Genomic DNA, 21,076 nt, shown 5'->3' on the forward strand with positions numbered 1-21,076 from the left:
CTAGTATTAATAAGAATGGACAAATACAGTAAGCGGAGGAGATAAATATGCAAGTTAAAACAAAGGATTTTGGAAATGACTATGATTTAATAACGATTATAAATGATAATGGGTTTGAATTATCACTCACAGATTTAGGGGCTAGAATTGTTAGCCTCAAGGTACCCACAAGTACTGGAAAACGAGAAATTGTTCTTGGATTTGATTCAGCAAATGAATACTTAGAAAAAGATAGTTTTATTGGCGCTTCAATTGGTCGTGTTGCTGGACGTATTAAAGATGGTAAATTCAACATTAATGATCAAAGCTACCAAGTGCAAATTAACGAAGGTACAAATACATTGCATGGTGGTACGCCAGGATTTGATACTAAAAAGTGGACGTATAAAATAAGTGAAAACGAAAATGAAATAGCTGTTATTTTTCATTTAGATAGCCCAGAAGGCGAACATGGTTTCCCTGGAAACATGGCAATTGATGTAAAATATCTATTAAATAATGATAACATTTGGCATCTTGAAACGACTGCTAAAACGGATAAAGATACACTATATAATCCAACAAATCATGTTTACTTTAATGTTATGGGTGACGTCACAGAAACAATAGATGACAATTTATTACAAGTAGATAGCGATAAGTTTGCACCATTAGAACCCGATTCAATTCCAACAGGTAAAAAGATGTCTGTTGATGGAACGCCTTACGATTTCCGTCAAGCTAAGACATTACATGACGTTTTCACAAGTGATTTTGCTCAAAAAAATCAAGTTAATGGTATCGATCATCCCTTTTTCTTGAATAATCCTGCAGTTGGTAAAGAATCAGCAAAATTAGTTAGTCCAGATAAAGAAGTTTCTGTCTCAGTTTCAACTGATGCAACAAGTTTAGTTATCTTCACGGCTAACTTTGGTGAAGTAACGCCAATTATGCATGGTAAAAAATTAGCTAATCATGCAGCAATTACATTTGAAACACAATCAGCACCTGGATCTGAACAATTCCCTGAATTTGGTGATATTGTTTTACGTGTAGGCGATACGTACAAAACAGTTACAGAATTTAAATTAAATTAATTAGTAATCAACTGAGACAGTCATGGTAAAAATAGTGACTGTCTTTTTGTCGTTAACTTACGAGTGTAAGTCATACCATTTTAGTCGAGAAAGATGTAGACTTTAGTCAGGATAAAACGAAGGAGTGTATAAATGATGACAGAAATAAAAAGAGTATTAGTTGTTGGATCGAATGGTCGAATTGGCCAAAAAGTAACAAGTAAATTAGCTGATAAAGGTTACCAAGTCTTGGCGGGTTCAAGACATACAGATAATTTAGATAAAGGTAATATTACTTATGTCTATGTTGATTTGTTAGAAGGTATAGATAAATTAGTCAAGAATATGCAGGCTGTTGATGCCATATTATTTGTTGCTGGTTCTGGCGGCAAAGACTTAATGAAGATTGATCTAGATGGGGCAGTTAAAACGATGGAAGCAGCTGAAATAGCTCATGTTAAGCGTTTTGTAATGTTGAGTTCCGTTTACTCTTTGGATAGAGAAAAAATTGAAGTTTCATCATTAAGAGATTATATGACTGCTAAGTTTTATGCTGATAATTGGCTAATGAAGAATACGCAATTAGAATATACAATTCTTCAGCCAGGCACCTTAGTAGATGAGCCAGGTACTGGTAAAGTAACATTAAATGATGGTCAAGCGGGCTCTAACTCACTTGAAAACGTGGCAGACGTCTTAGTTTCAGTTATCGCACATGATAATACAATCGGAAAAGTAATTACGATGCATGATGGGGATACAGATATCAAAGATGTCCTGTAAATAATTAGAAATTTCGACACAAAAAAAGAGGTTTACTCAGTTAGTTACTTAACGGAGTAAACCTTTTTTATTTAGAATTATTTAGTTGACTCATTTACGATACCGCTATCTTTAGTTGGTGAAATAGCCCAGAGTGAATCGTAATTATATTTCCCTGTCGTATCAAAAATTGAAGTTGTAAAATCTAAAGTTAGTTTTGCATAATAATAAGATTTGTTAATTACAGAACTTGTTGTACCATCACTAAGACTTGATGAGGGTAAATCGAAAATCGTCTTATTAGAAGAGCTGAAATCAATTTCATTAGAAGTTGTTGGCTTTTCTTAAAAAGTAAGCGTACCGCCATTTGAGCTTGTTTGAACTAGGATAATCGAATCTTTTTAATAAGCGGACTTAAAGTATAATTGATAGTAACACTTAAATTCTAGTTAACTTAAAAAAAGGTTATTAATGACTAAAGGCTCTACCTTTAATGGTTATAAAGTGGGGGTAGGTAGGAATCATTCTATTTAAAAATTGATTGTACACTTTCAGTAAATGGTTTGAAAAAATTAAACCTAAAAAAATACTTGTAAATAACATGTAAACGCTATATTAATTGGCGTATATGGACTTAATCATAGAGTTTCTTCTGATAATATTACAGTTGAATCTTATGTAAATTATATGGTACTATTAGGTAAAGGTCAACGTCCCCTTTTCAAGCATTGGCTTAATCAATAAATGGGAGGAATTTATATTATGAAAAAGAATTTATTTTTAATTGCAGCATTAGTACTTGGTTCAACAGCAGTTGTTGGCTCAAGTGTTTCAGCGGATTCAACAGATGGTAAAGGTACAGCTAGTTTAAACATTGAAGCAGGTACTTTTACTCAAACGGGTGCACCATCGTTCAGTTTCACAACAAAACTAAATGAAGCATTAGTTACGACTGGTACAGATATTACATCAACTGGCGCAAAAGATGCTTCTCAAGCTTTAGATGTAGCCGATTACGTAGGTACAGATAGTGGTTGGAATGTTACTGCACAATTAGGTGTGATGGCTGATGCTGAAGTTAAGGTTAGCTCATTAGATCTTGCATCTGCTACAGTTAAAACAGACTCAGATGCTACAGCATCTGCTGCTACTTTAACACCAGCTGGTGCTGCAGCTCCTGTCGCGACAGCTACAACAGGCGCTGGTGCTACAACATTGTCATATGCTGACAATAGTGCAACATTAAAACTTGGTAAAAATACTAAAATTGCAACAACTTCAGCTGATTTAACATGGACTGCAACTCAAGGAAATGCTAGTGCAGCAGCTTTTAACTAAGCTAATTAAAACGTAACAGAAAAAAGACCGCCTAAGGCAGTCTTTTTTTTTAAGGAGAATCGAAATAATGAAATTAAGAAAAATAGTTTTAAGCTTTTTAGCTATCGCGATAGTCACACTTATTACTGTATCGACCAATGTCTATGCAAAGTCTAATAGTGCCGGGTTTACGGTAGCCAAAGTAACGCCTGCTAATCAATATCGAGAGGCAGCACAATTTGATATTAAAATGAACCCTAACTCAACACAGACATTGGCATTGAAAATTAAGAACTTAGAAAACGATACTAAAACGATTGTTGTGAGCCCTAATAGTTCATATACAAATACGAATGGACTAATTGTCTATGATAAGACAAATGTAAAAAAGCCAGCGACTGCTAAGTATCAATTTTCAGAACTTGTCTCAAAAAAACAAGATGTTGTGGTTGGACCTAAAAAAACAGCAACAGTTACGTTTACAGTGAAAACACCCGCTACGTCATTTTCCGGTATTATTTTAGGTGGCTTTAACGTACAAGAAAAAGTTATTAAGGAAAAGAATAAAGGAAAAGGTATTTCAATTACTAATCGATTTGCGTACGTTGTTCAAGCAGTCATTAGAGAATCTGAAACGGTCGATAATCCTAATCCCAAAATGACAATTGGCGATTCTAAAGTGGTATTGAACGCATTTAATAAAGTTTCACTACAAACAAATATGCAAAATGATGTACCCATTGTGATTGGACCAACAACAATTAAAGCAACTATTACAGAAGATAGTAGTAGTACTGTTTTATATGACAAAACAATTAAGGACGTTGATTTTGCACCCAACGCTAAATTTAGCTATGCATTAGACTTAACTAAAGCCAAGTTAATCGCTGGTAAATATGATGTCCATTATACCGTTACCGGAAATAATAAATCTTGGAAAGCAACGAATTCATTTACAATTACTAAAGCCAATATTAAACAGATTAAATCAGATAATAAGGCAGCAGAGCCTCATATATCTTGGTTATTGTGGTTAATTATTGGTATTATTGCTTTATTAATTTTATTAGTTTTATTCTTACTTTTTATTATTTTAAAAAGAAGAAAAAAAGATAAGGAAGAATCACTAGAAAATAAGTAATCAAAATGAATGGTAATCAAAAAGACGTCTAATTTTTATTAGGCGTCTTTTTGTCGATTAGATTTCTTATTCTTTTGATGAATCTACAACGATACTTGGTGATGATAATGACCAAGTTGCGTTATCTTGAAATTTACCAGGATGAGTAATTTTTTTAGTTTTTAGACTTAATGATAATTGTGCAGAATAGTAGTTTTTACTAATAACTGATGTTGTATCAGAATCAAAAATAGTTGAGTTTAAACTTAAAAGAGTATCTTTAGATGTAATTGTTTTAATATCTGAGGCATTCCCATAAGTGATTGTGGAATTACCAAGCATACTCGTTTGCAATTTTTCAAACCAACCAAGTTGATCGGGAATAAAGAAAGGATCACTTAGATTATCTTTATCACTTGTGCTAACAACTAAATTCCAGTTAAGTCCAAAAGGATTATCGACAGTTAACAAACCAGTTGCAGTTACTGTAGGTGTTTTTTCAGAAGTTCCTGCTGTAAAATTACCAAAATCAAATACTTTTGGATAGGATACTAAAAGATCTCCTGCAACGTGTAAATTATATGAAATAGGCGTGTAATCCGGATTTAATTTTGCGAGATTTGCAGCAGAAATTGTATCATTCGTTTTACCGCTTAAGATATCATTAATTGTGTGATTACTATAACTGGAATAGGTACCCGAATCGTGAGTTGATGTGACTAAATATGAAATTCTATTCTTATGGAAAAGATGATAACCAATCAATTCATTGTCATCAATTAATTTAGAATATGTAGTCCCATCAGTATAAGCAGATTCGTCATATTTATATTTACTATGGTCCGTACTGTATTGTTTTGCAAGATCGTCCGCATCTTTTGCAGTGATTTCTAGTTTAGAATTTGTAAGTTCAGTTGTTCCATTTTCTGAATATTTTTCCCAAGGACCATTATTGAAACTGTACCATAAGTAATATTTTTCAGTTTTATCGGTTGTTGATTTCGTATCTATATTGACTGTAGTATCAAGTGATTTTTTAGTTGTTTGAACGGTATTTTCAGGTAATTCATCAGTGATATTGTTTAATGAATAGTGAAAATCGTAAGGGTCTATTTGTGGAATATAATGAGTCGTACCAGATCCAGTATCTGTAGAAGTATAACCCGGTAACGAAATAGACTTAATAGTAGGATGAGATGAGTTACTTGAATCAGGATCTTTTAAAAATTCTTGTATAGCGTCATCTCCAAAATCATCAGACGCATCAAAAATACTTTGATAGGCAAGGTCACTAGGAACGTTTAAATTACCAATAATATTTTGTCCAGTAACAATACTCCCATATAAGAGACCATCGCTACTTGAATCAACGTCGACATCAGCACTAGGTGCTAATACTGAACCATATAAAGGACTCTTCCAACTTCCGACAAAAATCTTACCATTTTCAGTATTAAAATTATTACTAATATGTGAAGACGTATTGTAGACAGATTTCACTTTTTTAGAGTTTTTATCAGTTGTATCGATTGCAACGGGTTCATCGGATAGAAGATTTTTAGCGGTGGTATCTGAACCATTACTATTTTGTCCGGAAAATAGCGTTCCATCACTATTACCAGCTAACTTGTAATCTATCGAAGATCCGTCAGATTTAGGTGGATACGCATTGAAAGTCATCCAGCTACCTTGATTGAAATTAAAACTGATACCAGCATCATTATTAGAAAAATGCTTATAATTTAACATGAAAAATGGCATTTTCATTGTGTTAATATCAAAATTGACTAAATTAATTTTGATACCAATAGCATCTTCAAATGAAGGAATAGAGCCATCAATATCTGCAAAGACAACGCCTTGATCTGTTGAAGCAGTATTCATATCAACGGTTAATTGAATAACCGTTTTACCAGGTGCATATTTTTCAGCATCAATTGATTTATCTGTATTTAAATCAACACGTTTGATAGCATTATTAGATTTAGTAGTAGAACCTGTTGCTTTAGAGTTTGAGAAATTTGTTGAAGTGAAACTAGCGTAATAATCACTGACATCAGTAATATTTTGAGTAGCATCAGCAAATGATGAAATATCATTGCTTGACATAACAGGAAAATCAGAAAGTTTATCAATAGTATCTTTTTTTGCATTAAATTGCTTGATAGCATCAGCGTAACCGGCATTACTTGAAGGTATGGACCAACCAGCAATGGCTTTTGCGATTTCATCATCAGGGGGAGAATTCTGTAGATAGTATGATAAATCTTTGACTTTATCATTAGATTTTGAAAAAACAAAGCTATTTTTATTACCATACCACTGAATCATATCAGCCCCGGTAATATTTTCTGAAATCATTGTAGGATTAACCTTTGCATAATCAGCATCAGTTAAATTAGCAGTTGAATCATGAGCATAATTTTGTAAGTATTTTATAGAAGAACCTCCGGCGGTACCTGAGGAAGTAAATGTTTTGGCAAAAAATTAACCTTGTAGGGAGTCAATATCATTAGAATTAAACGTGATTGTACCACCAGCGAAACCAGTGACATTCGTGGCAGCCCCCATTGGATAACCTACAGGAGGCGTGTATGATGTAGCAGCTTGTGTAGTATAAATTGGTAACGTTAAAAAGAACAAGCTGAAACAAAGGATGATAATCGATTGATAGGTAGTAGATGAGTTAATATATTTGTTTTTTAGCAAAATAAGACTTCCTTTCAAAATAATTAAAAAATTAACTATTTGATTATATATATATTATAGCCTTGCTAGTATAGGATGTGTAGAGATATTGTCGAAGTATTTGGACAAATATAGCTTATAATTTGGATATACGATTAATAATAAAGAAAATGCGCTATTTTTGACTTTTTATTTAATAAAATCCAGTGATGTTTGTAAGTGTCACTATAGATTAAGCCTTTTCAATTTGGTATACTCAATGAGAAACGTTTTATAAAAAGGGAGATAATAAATTATGATTGAAGCAATTAACTTAAAAGCCGGAATGACTTTTGAACAAGGCGGTAAATTAATTAAAGTTTTAGAAGCAAGTCATCATAAACCGGGTAAAGGTAACACAGTTATGCGTATGAAATTACGTGACGTTCGTACTGGATCAACTGTTGAAACAACAATGCGTCCAGAAGTTAAGGTTGAACAAGCTAATATTGAAACAAAACCAGTTCAATTCTTGTACAACCAGGATACAATGGCTATTTTTATGGATTTGGAAACATATGAACAATATGAAATTCCAAGAGAAATTATCGAACATGAAGCAAAATTCTTATTGGAAAATATGGAAGTTAAAATCCAATTTTACGGTACAGAAGTTATTGGCTTAACATTACCAACTGTTGTAACATTACGTGTTACTGAAACACAGCCTTCAATCAAAGGCGCTACAGCAACTGGTTCAGGTAAACCAGCAACAATGGAAACAGGACTTGTTGTTAATGTTCCTGATTTCATCGCAGCAGATGATGTTCTTGAAATTAATACACAAGAAGGTACATACCTTAAACGTGCACCTAAATAAGATTGAAAAGGTAGTCTCTTGAGACTGCCTTTTTTTAATCATTTAAAATGAGGAGATTACTATGGGAATTAAACTAGTTGCAATAGATATTGATGATACGTTACTAAATCCAGAGGGTAGATTAGCAAAAGAAACAATTGATGCCGTCAAAAAAGTGACACAAAAGGGAATTAAGGTTGTCCTTTGTACGGGACGACCTTTAGCTGGTGTGGTTGGATTTCTTGAACAATTAGGGATTAGTGGGGATGACCAATATGTCATTACCTACAACGGTGCAATTATTGAAACAGTAAGTGGAAAACGTCTAGCGCAACATACGTTAACCTTTGATGAGTATATAGCTGCAGATAAATTAAGTTATGAATTAAATGTTCATTATAATATTTTAGATGATGAGAGCCGAATTTATACATCTAATAAAGATGTTGGTCGTGTGACCGTTATTCAAGCAGCTGAAAATAATGAAGGATTATTTGTACGAAATCCAGAGGAAATGTCACGGGACTTAACCGTTTCTAAAATTATGTTTGTGGATGAACCTGAAGTTTTAGACGCACAGATGATTAATATTCAAAAAATATTTGATGATAGTTATTATGTTGTACGTAGTTTGCCAGAATTTTTAGAAGTTTTGAATAAAAAAGCTAATAAAGGAAATGCATTAACAGATTTAATTGCAGAACTGGGATTAAAAGAAGAAGAAGTTATGGCAATGGGAGATCAACATAATGATTTAACGATGTTTGCCGTAGCCGGAACGACTGTTGCGATGGGAAATGCCATTCCTGAATTAAAAGAAGCAGCAACTTATGTAACAGAATCGAACGTTAATCATGGTGTTGCGGTTGCATTAGAACGTTATGTAGGTTAAATAACGATAAAATATAAAAAAGTTTGGAGTCCGCATGAGGTTAGCGAGATTCCAAACTTTTTATTTAGTCTAAAAGATGTTGCTTTGTTAAGTAGTCGTGTGCGACGGTACTTGCTGGGACATTTTTAACATCAACTAGATAATTCATTTTTTGCATATCTGTATCAGAAATTTTTCCGGTTAATTTATTTAAACTTTTTTTGATGGATGGATATTTTTGTGAGATGCCCTTTGCAACAAGTGGGGCGCCTTGATAAGGTGGGAATAAAGACTTGTCATCTTTTAATGTGACCAAATTATATTTGACGAGCTGACTATCAGTTGAATAGGCATCAACTAAATTTACATTACCATTCACAATGGCTTGATAGCGAAGTGCTGGTTCAAAAGATTTAGTGTTAAATGACAAATGATACTTGCTTTGTAACCCTTTGTAACCATCATCACGGTTTAGAAACTCAAGCGTAAAGCCTGCCTTTATTTTTGAAGATACTCGTGATAAATCAGAAATTTTTGATAGATGGTATTTAGTTGCAAAGTCTTTAGTGACAGCGACAGCATAGGTGTTTTGATAAGCCATCGGATTTAAATAATCTAAATCTGATTTAACTTTAATTTCGGTTTTTGCTTGCTGGTAGGCTTTATTTTCATTTGTACTTTTGAGTGGTGATTTTACTAACTCTTCAAGTACCGTACCTGAAAATTCTGGGTAAATATCGATTGAATTAGATTTTAATGCAGAGTATAGAAAACTCGTTTTACCAAAATTTGGTTTTAAAGTAACCTTGATATTGGCGTCGTCTTCTTGAATTAAATCTTTATACATATTAATTAGAATTTCAGGTTCTGCCCCCATTTTACCAGCAATGACTAATTCTTTTTTCTGATGTGTGAAAGTATTGATTGTGGCACCAACAGCAAATAGGAATCCTAAAGTAATTAATATAATGGTAATTGTTTTTATCTTTAAATTCTGCAATTGCCGGATTAAAACACTGAAAACAATAGCTAGAATAATAGAACTCAACGCGCCAATAATAATCAAGCTCATATCATTTCTATCAATTCCCAGCAAAATAAATGTTCCTAACCCGCCAGCACCAATTAAAGCAGCTAGTGTTGCGGTTCCAATAATTAGAACAAGCGCAATACGAATGCCTGAAATAATTAGTGGCATAGCTAAGGGTAATTCAAATCGAATAAGTTTTTGCGCACGTGTCATACCAAATGCAGTTGCGGCTTCTTCTAATGATGGATCAATACCAGTTAAACCTGCATATGTGTTCTGAAAAATGGGCAGTAAAGCATAAACAACTAATGCGATAATTGAAGGTAGTGTTCCAATTCCGACTAGTGGAATTAATAGCCCTAGCAGCGCGAGTGAAGGAATTGTCTGTAAAACACTGGTAATTTGCAACATAATTTCTGCTGCTCTTTTATGCTGTGCTAACCAAATTGCTAAAAAGACGGCAATGATGGTTGCAATCAGCAATGAAATTAATGATATCTGTAGATGTTGAAGAATAGCGGTCCATAAATCAGCACGGTGCATTTTAAAAGTTGTTATTAAATTTGCCATTGGTCATCCACCTCGCTATCAGACATGCTTGCACCATAACGAATTAAGCATTGGGCATCAACTGCACCAATGAGATTCTGGTCGTTATCTTTAACATTTATAATTGTATATTTAGAAAGTAGAGATATGAGTTCTTTAAATGTTGTTTGAGTTGAGGTGACGTGATTATTAGCGAGTTCATCAATTGGAAGACTAAATGATTTTTGAATCATTTCAGCTAAATTAAATTGCGTGTTGGATACGTCTAACCCAAAAAACTCTGAAATAAAATCATTTTTTGGTGCATTTCTAATTTCGTCAGGGGTACCAACTTGAATGAGATTGCCATCATGCATAACACCAACACGAGTTCCGAGGCGAAGAGCTTCAGACATATCATGCGTAATGAAAATAATGGTATTGTGTAGTTCCTCATGTAAATCGATGACGATATCTTGTAATGTTTTTTTTGAGATAGGATCCAGCGCACTAAATGGTTCGTCCATTAAAATTAATTTTGGTTTAGTTGCAATTGCTCGTAAAATACCAATTCGTTGTTGCTCGCCACCGGATAAATCGCTAGGCATTCTCTTACGATATGCTTCAGGCGGTAAACCAACACGTGTTAATAAGGCATCGACACGTTCTCTTTGTTTGTTTTTAGGCCATTTTTGTAATTCTGGTAATAAGCTGATATTTTCAGCAACTGTCATATTAGGAAATAAAGCAATCTGCTGTAAGACATAGCCAATCTGTGAACGTAAAGTATGTAACGGAATCTGATCAATATTTTGATTTTCAAAGTTAATAGTACCCGAGGTGGGCTCAATTAATCGATTAATCATTTTTAAAGTTGTCGTTTTACCACTACCACTAGGGCCAACAAGAACAAAAAGTTCCCCTGTATCAATATGTAAGTTTAAGTCGTTTAATACGGTAACTGTTTTGAATGTTTTGTTTATGTGTTTGAAATCTAACAAAAGCTAACCCTCATTTCTTCTTATTTTATATGTAATATATCTGGAAATGGTAACTATTTCGATGTAACTCTACATGAATGAAAATTATTAAGCAAAGATTTTGTTTTAAAATGTTGGAATTAAATTTTAGTGTAGGAACGGTCTGAATTGATGGATGGAGTAAGCCTTAATATTAAAAATAATATGTAGAAAAGCTTGACTTAGAGTCAACTCTAAGTGTTTTAATAGAAACTATTGAAGGAGGCGATTGAATGACTAATGAGCAACAATATAAAATTGGTGAGTTTGCTAAATTAGTTGGGTTATCAAGTTTTACATTGCGTTACTATGAAAAAGAAGGCTTAATTAAGCCTCACCGTAATTCGGCAGGCTTACGTTATTACACGGAACATGATATTAAATGGGTAGGATTTTTGCTTCATCTTAAAGGGACAGGGATGCGGATTAATGAAATAATTAAATACGTTGAACTACGAGCACAAGGTGATGCAACCATTAAAGAACGACGCGAGATGCTCAGCAAGGTAAAAGAAAATGCACTGTCTGAAATGGTAGAATTACAGCATAATATTGAAATTATTTCTCATAAAATTGATTGGTATGACAGAAAAGTTTCACACAGAACAAATGGAAACGAAGTGTCAGAAGATATTAGTTTTGAAAAGTATCTAGAACAATTCGCGATATACGATTAACGCTAGGTTAACCGTATAAAATAAAGTGAGGTAATTATAATGAATGAGGAACAAATTAAAAACGGTCTTTTTCCAATAGGTGAAAAAAATGAAGCATATAAAGATTTCTTTGTTGGTCAAAGTTATTTAGACATGTTAGTGGCGGATCCAGATATAAACGTTGGTGTTGGAAATGTTAGTTTTGAACCTGGAACACGTAATAATTGGCACATCCATCACGACGGTTACCAACTATTATTGGTCACTGCCGGTGAAGGTTGGTACCAAGAAGAAGGTCAACAAGCACGACGTTTAAAAGCTGGTGATGTTGTTGTCACAAAAGACGGGATTAAACATTGGCACGGTGCTACAAAAGATAGTTGGTTCTCACATGTTGCTATTACAGCAGGGACACCTGAATGGTTAGAAGCTGTTGATGACGAAACGTACGGTAAATTAAAAGATTAATAGGAGGATATTATATTATGGTAAAGAAACAAACAGCAGGTCGCGATAACTTAGGCGAATTTGCACCTAAATTTGCAGAATTAAATGATGATGTTTTATTTGGTGAAGTTTGGTCACGTGAAAGTGAATTACCAGCACATCAACGCAGTATTATAACAATTTCAGCTTTGATTTCAGGTGGTAACTTTGAACAATTGCCAGCACATATGGCAATTGGCAAAACAAATGGAATTACGAAGGAAGAAATTGCTGAAATTATCACACATTTATCTTTCTACGTTGGTTGGCCTAAAGCTTGGTCTGCATTTAATATTGCAAAAGATGTTTTTGAAGACTAATTATTTAAAAGTGGGACATGAATTAAATAAATACTGGCTCCGTACTTTGTCAAAAGTATCGAGTCAGTATTTTTGCTTACCTAATTATTTCTTGAGGTCTTGTCTGATTAAAAGTGAAATTATAACAATCGTAATCGCGGCAATAATAAATTCTACATTCAAAAAGTGTTTATTTATGAAAAATGCAACAATGACTCTAACTATGGTTGCAATAGCTAACGTTAAGATGAATGTTTTAATATAATGGACATTTATATAATCGTTTATTTTTTTAAACATGGACTCAACTCCTTCAGTTACCTAATAATAGTGGCACAAATTAATAAGATAAGCGAATTTTAAGTAACATTAAATGATTGTCCAGCAGACGTGAAAGCGCTATAATATAATTTGTAATTAGTTTAGGAGGAGATAGTTAATGTATCAAGCAAATGAAAAACGTTATGATAAAATGATTTATAATCGCCTCGGTAATAGTGGATTAAAAGTTTCTGCTATTGCCTTAGGCTTATGGAAGAACTTTGGGGATGAGACACCTTTAGCAACGCAAAAAGATATTATTGAAACAGCATTTGATAATGGAATTACTTATTTTGATTTGGCAAATAATTACGGTGATGGTGCTGCCGAGAAGAATTTTGGGCGCATTTTACGTGAAGATTTAAGTGCCTACCGGGATGAAATGGTTATTTCGACGAAGGCAGGTTACTATATGTGGCCAGGTCCTTATGGCGAATGGGGTTCAAAGAAAAACTTGTTTGCCAGTATGGATCAATCATTACAACGTATGCAGCTAGATTATGTTGATATTTTCTATCACCATCGTCCAGATCCAGATACACCGTTGGAAGAAACAGCTGAAGCTTTGGATTTACTCGTTCGCCAAGGTAAAGCCTTATATATTGGAATTTCAAATTATCGGGCACCAGAAGCTGAAAAGATGATTCAATTACTAAAAGCTAAAAATACACCTATCGTTGTCCACCAACCTAGATATAATTTATTAGATCGTTGGATAGAAGATGGATTAAAAGATGTTTTAAAACAAGAGCAGATAGGAACAGTTGCTTTTAGTCCTTTAGCACAAGGGTTATTGACTGATCGTTACTTGAATGGTATTCCAGACGATTCTAGAGTGAAACGATTTGATACCTTGTCTACTGAGAGAGTTGAATCAACACTTAAAAAGGTTCGTGAATTAAATGAAATTGCAAAAAATCGCAACCAGACATTGGCTGAAATGGCGCTATCTTGGGATTTGAAAGATAATTCTGTTTCGTCGGTTATTATTGGTGCTAGTCGTGTGAGTCAATTAAAGGATAATTTAAAGGCATTAGAGCATTTGGATTTTGCACCAGAAGAATTAGCAAAAATTGATAAAATTGTGAAATAAGAAGAGGTATATAAAGAGAACCCTTGGGATTGAAATGAAATTCAATCCCAAGGGTTCTCTTTATATCTTTTTTTGTTCTATAAAAAATGTATTTTAACTTAATTAAGCTAAGATACATCAATTAAATAAAAACTATTTAATCTTGATTTTCAAGGATTTCTCGAAATGGAATTAAACCCTCTGCTTGGTATTCTTTAACAAAAGCTTTAACAGCATCTGGATCTTGTGTTTTAGGATCAATAATGAGCTGTTCAACAGGAAGTGGACGGTCAGAAGTTACTTTAACATCGATAACAACAGGCACTTTTGAACCTTTAGCTTCAGCAAAAGCAGTTTTTAATTCTGCTAATGTCCGGACGGTATACCCTTTAGCTCCCATGTCGTTGGCAATTGCGCCCCAATCAGCATCAATTAAATCAATACCTGAGTGTGGTTGTTGTTTATCATCTTGTTCAGCGCGGATGAATCCAAGTTCCTGATTGCTTAAGACAACGTTGATGATAGGCATGTTGTATTTAACTTGTGTTAAGACATCTTGCATGACCATCGTCCAACCACCGTCACCAGAAATTGAGAAAACTTGACGGTCTGGAAAGGCAGAGTGAGCCCCAATTGCTGCGGGTAGTGCATACCCCATCGTTGCGTACCATGCGGATGTTGTAAATTTATTTTTCTCACCAAGACGTAAGAAACGCATTGCTTCAATCGTTACATTACCAACATCAATTTGGAAAATTGCATCGTCATCTTTAATTTTATTAATTTCATTGAAAACTGGTTCAAAACGAAGTGGTTTACTGTCATCTTCAGTAAAGCTATCAATCCATTTAATCCAGTTTTCTTTGTTAGCGATGGCAGCTTTGTACCATTTTGTTGGTGCAACTGGTGTTTTAACGGCCTTATTTAATGCGATTAAAGTTTCCTTACCATCGGCTAAAATAGGGACATCAACTGAATGACGTTTACCTAATTTTTCAGAATCAATATCGACCTGAATAAATTTAGCATCTGGAGAAAAGAAATATTCACCAAATGGAAAATCAGATCCAATGAAAAGAACAGCATCAGCGCCACGAAGAAGGTCAACGCCGGGTTTGCCAGCAACTCGTCCAGCAGAACCCATGTATGCTTTGTAATCATCAGGAATAATTGTTTTAGCAAGCGCAGTTGTTGCGATTGGTAATGATAATTTTTCAGATAATTCAATTAATTCTTTTCCAGCGCCACGAACACCTTTCCCAGCATAAATAATTGGTGTCTTAGCTGTTGTTAAAATATCTAAGGCATCTTGAATTTGTTTATCACGAGGCATCGGATAAAGAGGTTCTTGGTGTGTTGCGGCTGTTGAAACAAAGGTGTCATCGATTTCTTGCCAACCTAAATCGGTCGGAATTGTGACAACTGCGACGCCATTATATTTGTAGGCTTGACGGATAGCTTCATCAACAACAATGGGTAAGTTTTCGGGTGTAGTAGCTGTTCTGTTATAAATAGAAACATCCTCAAACATTGGATTTTCATTCATTTCTTGGAAGTAATTTGTATTCATCACTTGTGTACCAACTTGGCCGACTAAGGCAAGAACAGGAACACCATCATATTTAGCATCGTAAAGTCCGTTTAATAGATGGACAGCACCGGGACCAGCGGAACCAAAAGTAACACCTAATTTTCCAGTTACTTTAGCTTCACCAACTGCTGCGAGTGCGCCGACTTCTTCATGACGAACTTGTACATAATTAATTGTATTTTTACGATTATGTAGTGCATTCATTGTTGAATCAAATGAACCACCTGGCAACCCATAGACGGTTTTAACGCCCCAATCTTCTAAAACTTTGAGCATGGCATCTGATGCATTAATTTTTTTTGGCATAATAGTAAATCTCCTTCTTGAAAAATTTTATTCTACAAGGATAGTATAAATCTACCAATGAATTAACACCAGTGAAAGCACTTACTTTTAGTAATTAAAAAAGGTAGTTCAGACAAAAAAGTCTGAACTACCTAAATAGGGTTTTATTTAAAACGAACGATAATTTTACCAAGTGCATGATGAGATTCACTACGATCGTGAGCTTCTGCTACACCTTCTGCAGAGAATTCATGAACTGAATCTAAGGTCACTTTTATAGTGCCATCTTCAAGCATATCAGCTAATTTAGTTAATTCTTCACCATTTGGGTCCAACCAAATTGAATCAAAAGTCACATTTCTTGCTTCAGCAAGACCTGCTGTTTTTTCAGAATCCATCCCAGTAATAGCAACTAAACGACCTGTGCCATGTTTTAAGATATTAACTGATTTTTCTTGTGCGTCACCACCGATTGTATCAACTACAAGGTCGATATCTTTTAAGATTTCCGCAAAATCAGTTTCATGGTAATCAATGACTTGGTCAGCGCCAAGTCCTTTAACAAAATCAATATTCTTCGAGCTAGTTGTGGTAATAACGTAAGCACCAACTGATTTAGCAAGTTGAATAGCGAAAGAGCCAACGCCACCTGAACCAGCATGAATAAAGACTTTTTCACCTTTTTCTAAATGACCATGATCAAAAAGGGCTTGCCATGCAGTTAAACCAGCTAAAGGAACAGCAGCAGCTTCTTCAAAGCTAATATTTTTAGGTTTTGGTGCAAGCAAATTAGCATCAACAGCAGTATATTCGGCGTAAGTACCAAAACGAGTCGTGGCAGGGCGTGCGAAGACTTCATCACCAATTTTCCAATCGGTTACGTTAGCGCCTACTTCTGTGATAACACCCGACACATCCCAACCTAAAATAATAGGAAATTGCCAGTTAAGCATACCTTGTAAAAAGCCTTCACGCGTTTTCCAATCAATTGGATTAATTCCAGCTGCTTTTTCTTGAACAATTACTTGATCCGCCGTCATTTCAGGCATAGCTACTTCACGTTGTTTAAGTTTATCTTGTCCGCCAAATTCATCAATTACAACGGCTGACATCATTTTCTTTTCTGTCATCGGATTCCTCTTCTTTCCAGTTACTTTTAATTTGTAAGTGAATTGTATCGAATAACGAAATAGAATGCAATCAAGACACTCTTTTATAGTATTAATATTCTTATGGTTAAAATTGACATTTAGACTTTATTTACGTATATTATAGCTATAAGTGATGAAGTAGTTCAGTAATTTATCGATCAATTTTAAAGAAACCTGGTGGTCGCTGGAAATCAGGAATTATCGATGAGTGAAGTACGCTATGGAGCTAACAACGATTCATCTCGTTAACGATGATTGAGCGATTAGCTACTATATTATGTAGATAATAACTTGGGTGGTAACGCGGAAATTAATTCGTCCCTGATATCTTTTTTAGATATCAGGGATTTTTTTATACTTATATTATATAGGAGGAAACAGAAATGAATATTATTGACGAACTAGAATGGCGCGACGCAATTAATCAAACGACAGACGAAGATGGGTTACGTGAACTAACGTCTGAAAAATCAATTGGCTTATACTGTGGGGTTGATCCAACAGGGGATAGTATGCATATCGGACACTTAATTCCATTTATGATGTTGAAAAGATTTCAATTAGCAGGACATCATCCATACATCATTATTGGTGGTGGTACAGGTTCAATTGGTGATCCAAGTGGTAAAAAATCTGAACGTGTGCTGCAATCGATGGACCAAGTTCATCATAATGAGCAAGCTCTCACTGCACAGATGACCAAATTATTTGGACAAGATTCAAATATTTCAATTGTAAATAACTATGATTGGTTATCAAAAATTAGCTTGCTTGATTTCTTACGCGATTACGGTAAGTTATTTAATGTAAATAGCATGCTCGCAAAGGATGTTGTTGCAAGTCGTTTGGAAGTTGGTATCTCATTCACGGAATTTACATACCAAATCTTACAATCAGTTGATTTCCTACATTTACACAAGCACCATGATGTTCAATTACAAATTGGTGGGGCTGATCAATGGGGGAATATTACTGCAGGAATTGATCTTATTCATAAAGAGCTAGGTTCAGACACAAAGGCATATGGGCTAACAATTCCACTAATGCTTAAGGCTGATGGTACTAAATTTGGTAAAACAGCTGGTGGCGCAGTTTGGTTAAATCCAGAAAAAACAACACCATATGAATTCTACCAATTTTGGTTAAATCAAGACGACCGGGATGTTGTGAAATATTTGAAATTTTTCACATTCTTAACGTCAGATGAGATTGCTGAATACCAAAAATCAGTTGAAACAGCTCCAGAAAAACGTGAAGCACAACGCCGCTTAGCACGAGAAGTAACAGAATTTGTTCATAGTCCAGAAGCTGTAATTGAAGCCGAACATATTTCTGCAGCTTTATTTTCAGGCGAAGTGAAAGAATTAACGACGAGTGAAATTGAACAGGGGTTTAAAAATATGCCTTCTGTTGAATTAGCAGCAGAACCAGAGAATATTGTTGAGTTATTAGTAAATACAAAAATTGAATCATCAAAAAGACAAGCACGTGAAGATATCACTAACGGGGCTATTCGTATTAATGGTGAAAAAATTCAAGATTTAGATTTTATGATTGATCCTGCTACAGAATTTGATGGCAAATTTGTGATTATTCGTCGTGGTAAAAAGAAATATTGGTTAGGACGCGTTAACGCATAATGGCACTATTTTATGTAATAGCTTTTCTTGTGGCGGGGATTATTATTTCAAATGTAATTCACGAAATTCTTCCTAAAATACCAGATGCTTTTATTCTTATTGTAATTGGTCTGTTGTTGTCATTAGTACCAGTCATGGCTAATTTCGAATTAGAACCAGAATATTTTATGTTATTCATTATTGCACCACTTATGTTTAATGATGGGCAAAAAACATCTGTTAGGGGGATCCGTAAAAATTTTCATGCGATACTTTTATTATCAGTAGTTTTAGCGCTTATTACAGTTGTAATAGTAGGGTTGTTAGCGAATCGATTAGAAGTTCGATGGACATTGCCACTTGCAATAGCACTAGCTGCGATTGTGACACCAACTGACGCCATAGCAGTAAAATCCTTAACATCAGCATCAAAACTTGATTCAGGGGTTAATACTGCCTTAGAATACGAATCATTATTTAACGATGCAAGTGGATTAGTGATGTTAAATTTGGCATTATCTGTGATGGAAAAAGGAACATTTTCCATCTATAGCGGATTATTTCAATTTATTTTTGTTGCAGTTGGTGGTATTGTAGTTGGGGTTATGGCAGGTGGAATCTTAGTTATCGTTAGAACGTATTTTAATAAGAGGGTAACTTCACCAGAATTAACGATTATTCCAATTGCGTTGTTAACACCATTTATTGTTTATTTATTGGCGGAAAGTCTAGGGACATCGGGAATTATTGCTGTTGTAACTGCAGGGATTGTTCATAATATTGAATCCGAGCGTTTAAAATTAACTGCAACACGTGTCCAGTTAGTTTCGTCAACAATATGGGATACGTTGACCGCAATGCTTAACAGTATTGTATTTATTTTATTGGGAATTAGTTTACCTGAAATTTTCCGGGCACTGATTAAACTTGGAACGAGTCAGTCGTTTGAGTTGTTGAGTCTGGGTTTGATAATCTATGTAGTCATGATTGGTATCCGATACACTTGGGCATTAATTGGAAAAGAACCACATATTGCTGCCTTTTTCGGTCCTTCAAAATCAAAAAAAAGACGAAAAAATGCATTTGTTTTTGGGTTGAGTGGGGTACACGGAACAATCACGTTATCAATGGCATTTTCATTACCAATGTTAATAAATGGACGGGCTTTTCCGTATCGAGAAGAAATTTTAATCATTGCAACTACTGTCATATTATTAAGTATGATAACACCAGCATTAGTGTTGCCTAAAATCTTACTAGCTAAAAAGTTATCATTTAATAAAGAAGAATTAAATTTTTCACGAATACAAATGATTGATTACGCTAGTTTACATTTAACAGAACGTATTCAATCTAACGATGTGAGATACGCGGTGATTCAACAATTACAATCACAAAAAGGGTTTAATGATATTCAAGGGTATGATAAACATCAAGAATTATTTAAAAAAATTAATGAAATTGAAGATGAATTTTTAAATAGTAATGAGATAAAAGAAATTTATCCTGCCCGAGTACTCAGTACGTACAGAAAAATTTTGGATACAGATTATGGTGGACAACGATTAAGTGTTAATCGAATCATTCGATCAGTAGAACATCAGGTTAGGCATGAAGCGTGGCATATTAGCCATGGGCAAATAACTCGTGGACAGAGAAGTAAGGCCAGGAAACAATGGGCTAAAGATAATATAGAAAAAATGCAAATACACAATGATTTCCGATCATTATTATGGGACTTGGAGAATCAATTGCATGAAGTAATTGAACAATATTTACATGATTTAACAAAAGAACGTTTGGCTAATGCACATGGACAACTAGATGATATTCAGAATGTTGAAAGATTTATCGAAGATCGACAAAGACACTTTCGTAGAGATTACGAAGAGAATGAAAAAATATCAGTAGATTTATTTATTCAAGCATTTCAATTAGAATATAATTATGTTCAAACACAATATATAGCAGGAATAATTAACGAGCAACTTGCTAATAAGTTGTATGATGAAATAAATCAGGCGCAAACACTACAAATGCAGCAACTATTAGTTGAACATTAAATAAAAAATAATTTCAAAAATCAGGATTAATAGTCTATTTTTGAAATTATTTTTTTATTTAAGACCTATAAAGTAATTAAAAGTACAGATGTATACGATTACATCAATATTTTTAGATTTAATTTAAATAAAGGCTTGACGAAGGTCATTATTCTTGGTAAAGTAATAAACGTTGCCTCAGTAGTAAACAACTAATTCAAATGTGACCAGTTAATTAATTAAAAAAAATCTTGACAATTAACGAAATCCTTGATATGATATAAAAGTTGTCAAAAGCAACCAAGTAGATCTTTGAAAACTGAACA

At 34.2% G+C, this 21,076-nt stretch carries 18 protein-coding genes and 1 other annotated feature; of the genes, 12 read left to right on the top strand and 6 right to left on the bottom strand.

Annotation, left to right across the window (positions count from 1 at the left end):
• Positions 1-47 precede the first annotated feature (47 nt).
• From AC1RPU_RS01735 to AC1RPU_RS01750, 4 genes are all read left to right on the top strand, one after another.
• On the top strand, positions 48-1,076 hold the full coding sequence (locus tag AC1RPU_RS01735; protein ID WP_481761121.1) for a galactose-1-epimerase: 1,029 nt from the start codon (positions 48-50) through the stop codon (positions 1,074-1,076).
• 132 nt (positions 1,077-1,208) lie between these two features.
• Positions 1,209-1,838, top strand: a complete 630-nt coding sequence (locus AC1RPU_RS01740; protein ID WP_481761122.1) for an SDR family oxidoreductase — start codon at positions 1,209-1,211, stop codon at positions 1,836-1,838.
• Positions 1,839-2,579: 741 nt separating this feature from the next.
• Positions 2,580-3,155, top strand: a complete 576-nt coding sequence (locus AC1RPU_RS01745; protein WP_481761123.1) for a WxL domain-containing protein — start codon at positions 2,580-2,582, stop codon at positions 3,153-3,155.
• A gap of 67 nt (positions 3,156-3,222) precedes the next feature.
• Positions 3,223-4,275 carry a WxLIP family cell surface protein gene (locus tag AC1RPU_RS01750; protein ID WP_481761124.1) on the top strand — a complete coding sequence of 351 codons (1,053 nt, stop codon included), beginning with the start codon at positions 3,223-3,225 and terminating at the stop codon, positions 4,273-4,275.
• Between the two features lie 66 nt (positions 4,276-4,341).
• On the opposite strand, the gene AC1RPU_RS01755 is transcribed toward AC1RPU_RS01750, so the two are convergent.
• Positions 4,342-6,615 carry a hypothetical protein gene (locus AC1RPU_RS01755; RefSeq protein WP_481761125.1) on the bottom strand — a complete coding sequence of 758 codons (2,274 nt, stop codon included), beginning with the start codon at positions 6,613-6,615 and terminating at the stop codon, positions 4,342-4,344.
• Between the two features lie 126 nt (positions 6,616-6,741).
• A complete protein-coding gene (locus AC1RPU_RS01760; RefSeq protein ID WP_481761126.1) occupies positions 6,742-6,963 on the bottom strand; it encodes a hypothetical protein in 222 nt (73 codons plus the stop codon).
• 274 nt (positions 6,964-7,237) lie between these two features.
• Here AC1RPU_RS01760 and efp point away from each other — a divergent pair, with 274 nt between their 5' ends.
• The gene (gene efp, locus AC1RPU_RS01765; protein WP_409021902.1) at positions 7,238-7,801 is read left to right on the top strand and encodes an elongation factor P; all 564 of its coding nucleotides are present in this window, start codon (positions 7,238-7,240) and stop codon (positions 7,799-7,801) included.
• Positions 7,802-7,862: 61 nt separating this feature from the next.
• Positions 7,863-8,672 (top strand): sugar-phosphatase, encoded by an 810-nt coding sequence (gene yidA, locus AC1RPU_RS01770; RefSeq protein WP_481761127.1) that lies wholly within the window; start codon positions 7,863-7,865, stop codon positions 8,670-8,672.
• Positions 8,673-8,736: 64 nt separating this feature from the next.
• On the opposite strand, the gene AC1RPU_RS01775 is transcribed toward yidA, so the two are convergent.
• Entirely contained in the window at positions 8,737-10,251 is a 1,515-nt protein-coding gene (locus AC1RPU_RS01775; RefSeq protein ID WP_481761128.1) for an ABC transporter permease/substrate-binding protein, read from the bottom strand.
• Positions 10,239-11,210 carry an ABC transporter ATP-binding protein gene (locus AC1RPU_RS01780; RefSeq protein ID WP_481761129.1) on the bottom strand — a complete coding sequence of 324 codons (972 nt, stop codon included), beginning with the start codon at positions 11,208-11,210 and terminating at the stop codon, positions 10,239-10,241. Before AC1RPU_RS01780 ends, AC1RPU_RS01775 begins: the two co-directional genes overlap by 13 nt.
• Before the next feature lie 251 nt (positions 11,211-11,461).
• Here AC1RPU_RS01780 and AC1RPU_RS01785 point away from each other — a divergent pair, with 251 nt between their 5' ends.
• The 4 genes from AC1RPU_RS01785 to AC1RPU_RS01800 all read left to right on the top strand — a co-directional run bounded on the left by AC1RPU_RS01785 (position 11,462) and on the right by AC1RPU_RS01800 (position 14,083).
• Positions 11,462-11,905, top strand: coding sequence for a MerR family transcriptional regulator (locus AC1RPU_RS01785; RefSeq protein WP_481761130.1), 444 nt, complete (start codon positions 11,462-11,464; stop codon positions 11,903-11,905).
• Between the two features lie 39 nt (positions 11,906-11,944).
• On the top strand, positions 11,945-12,352 hold the full coding sequence (locus tag AC1RPU_RS01790; protein ID WP_481761131.1) for a cupin domain-containing protein: 408 nt from the start codon (positions 11,945-11,947) through the stop codon (positions 12,350-12,352).
• A gap of 17 nt (positions 12,353-12,369) precedes the next feature.
• Positions 12,370-12,690 (top strand): carboxymuconolactone decarboxylase family protein, encoded by a 321-nt coding sequence (locus tag AC1RPU_RS01795; protein ID WP_481761132.1) that lies wholly within the window; start codon positions 12,370-12,372, stop codon positions 12,688-12,690.
• Positions 12,691-13,108: 418 nt separating this feature from the next.
• A complete protein-coding gene (locus tag AC1RPU_RS01800; RefSeq protein WP_481761133.1) occupies positions 13,109-14,083 on the top strand; it encodes an aldo/keto reductase in 975 nt (324 codons plus the stop codon).
• A 136-nt stretch (positions 14,084-14,219) separates the two neighbouring features.
• Here the strand turns inward: AC1RPU_RS01800 and spxB are convergent, their stop codons facing one another.
• Both spxB and AC1RPU_RS01810 read right to left on the bottom strand, forming a co-directional pair.
• On the bottom strand, positions 14,220-15,959 hold the full coding sequence (gene spxB / locus AC1RPU_RS01805; protein WP_481761134.1) for a pyruvate oxidase: 1,740 nt from the start codon (positions 15,957-15,959) through the stop codon (positions 14,220-14,222).
• Between the two features lie 143 nt (positions 15,960-16,102).
• On the bottom strand, positions 16,103-17,050 hold the full coding sequence (locus AC1RPU_RS01810; RefSeq protein WP_481761149.1) for an NADP-dependent oxidoreductase: 948 nt from the start codon (positions 17,048-17,050) through the stop codon (positions 16,103-16,105).
• Positions 17,051-17,213: 163 nt separating this feature from the next.
• Positions 17,214-17,415: a binding site (T-box leader), on the top strand.
• A gap of 57 nt (positions 17,416-17,472) precedes the next feature.
• On the opposite strand from AC1RPU_RS01810, the gene tyrS reads away from it, so the two are divergent.
• Positions 17,473-18,729 carry a tyrosine--tRNA ligase gene (gene tyrS / locus AC1RPU_RS01815; RefSeq protein ID WP_481761135.1) on the top strand — a complete coding sequence of 419 codons (1,257 nt, stop codon included), beginning with the start codon at positions 17,473-17,475 and terminating at the stop codon, positions 18,727-18,729.
• The gene (locus AC1RPU_RS01820; RefSeq protein WP_481761136.1) at positions 18,729-20,771 is read left to right on the top strand and encodes a cation:proton antiporter; all 2,043 of its coding nucleotides are present in this window, start codon (positions 18,729-18,731) and stop codon (positions 20,769-20,771) included. Before tyrS ends, AC1RPU_RS01820 begins: the two co-directional genes overlap by 1 nt.
• Positions 20,772-21,076 lie beyond the last annotated feature (305 nt).

Source organism: Dellaglioa sp. CoH-55-MRSF-7 (assembly GCF_056782235.1).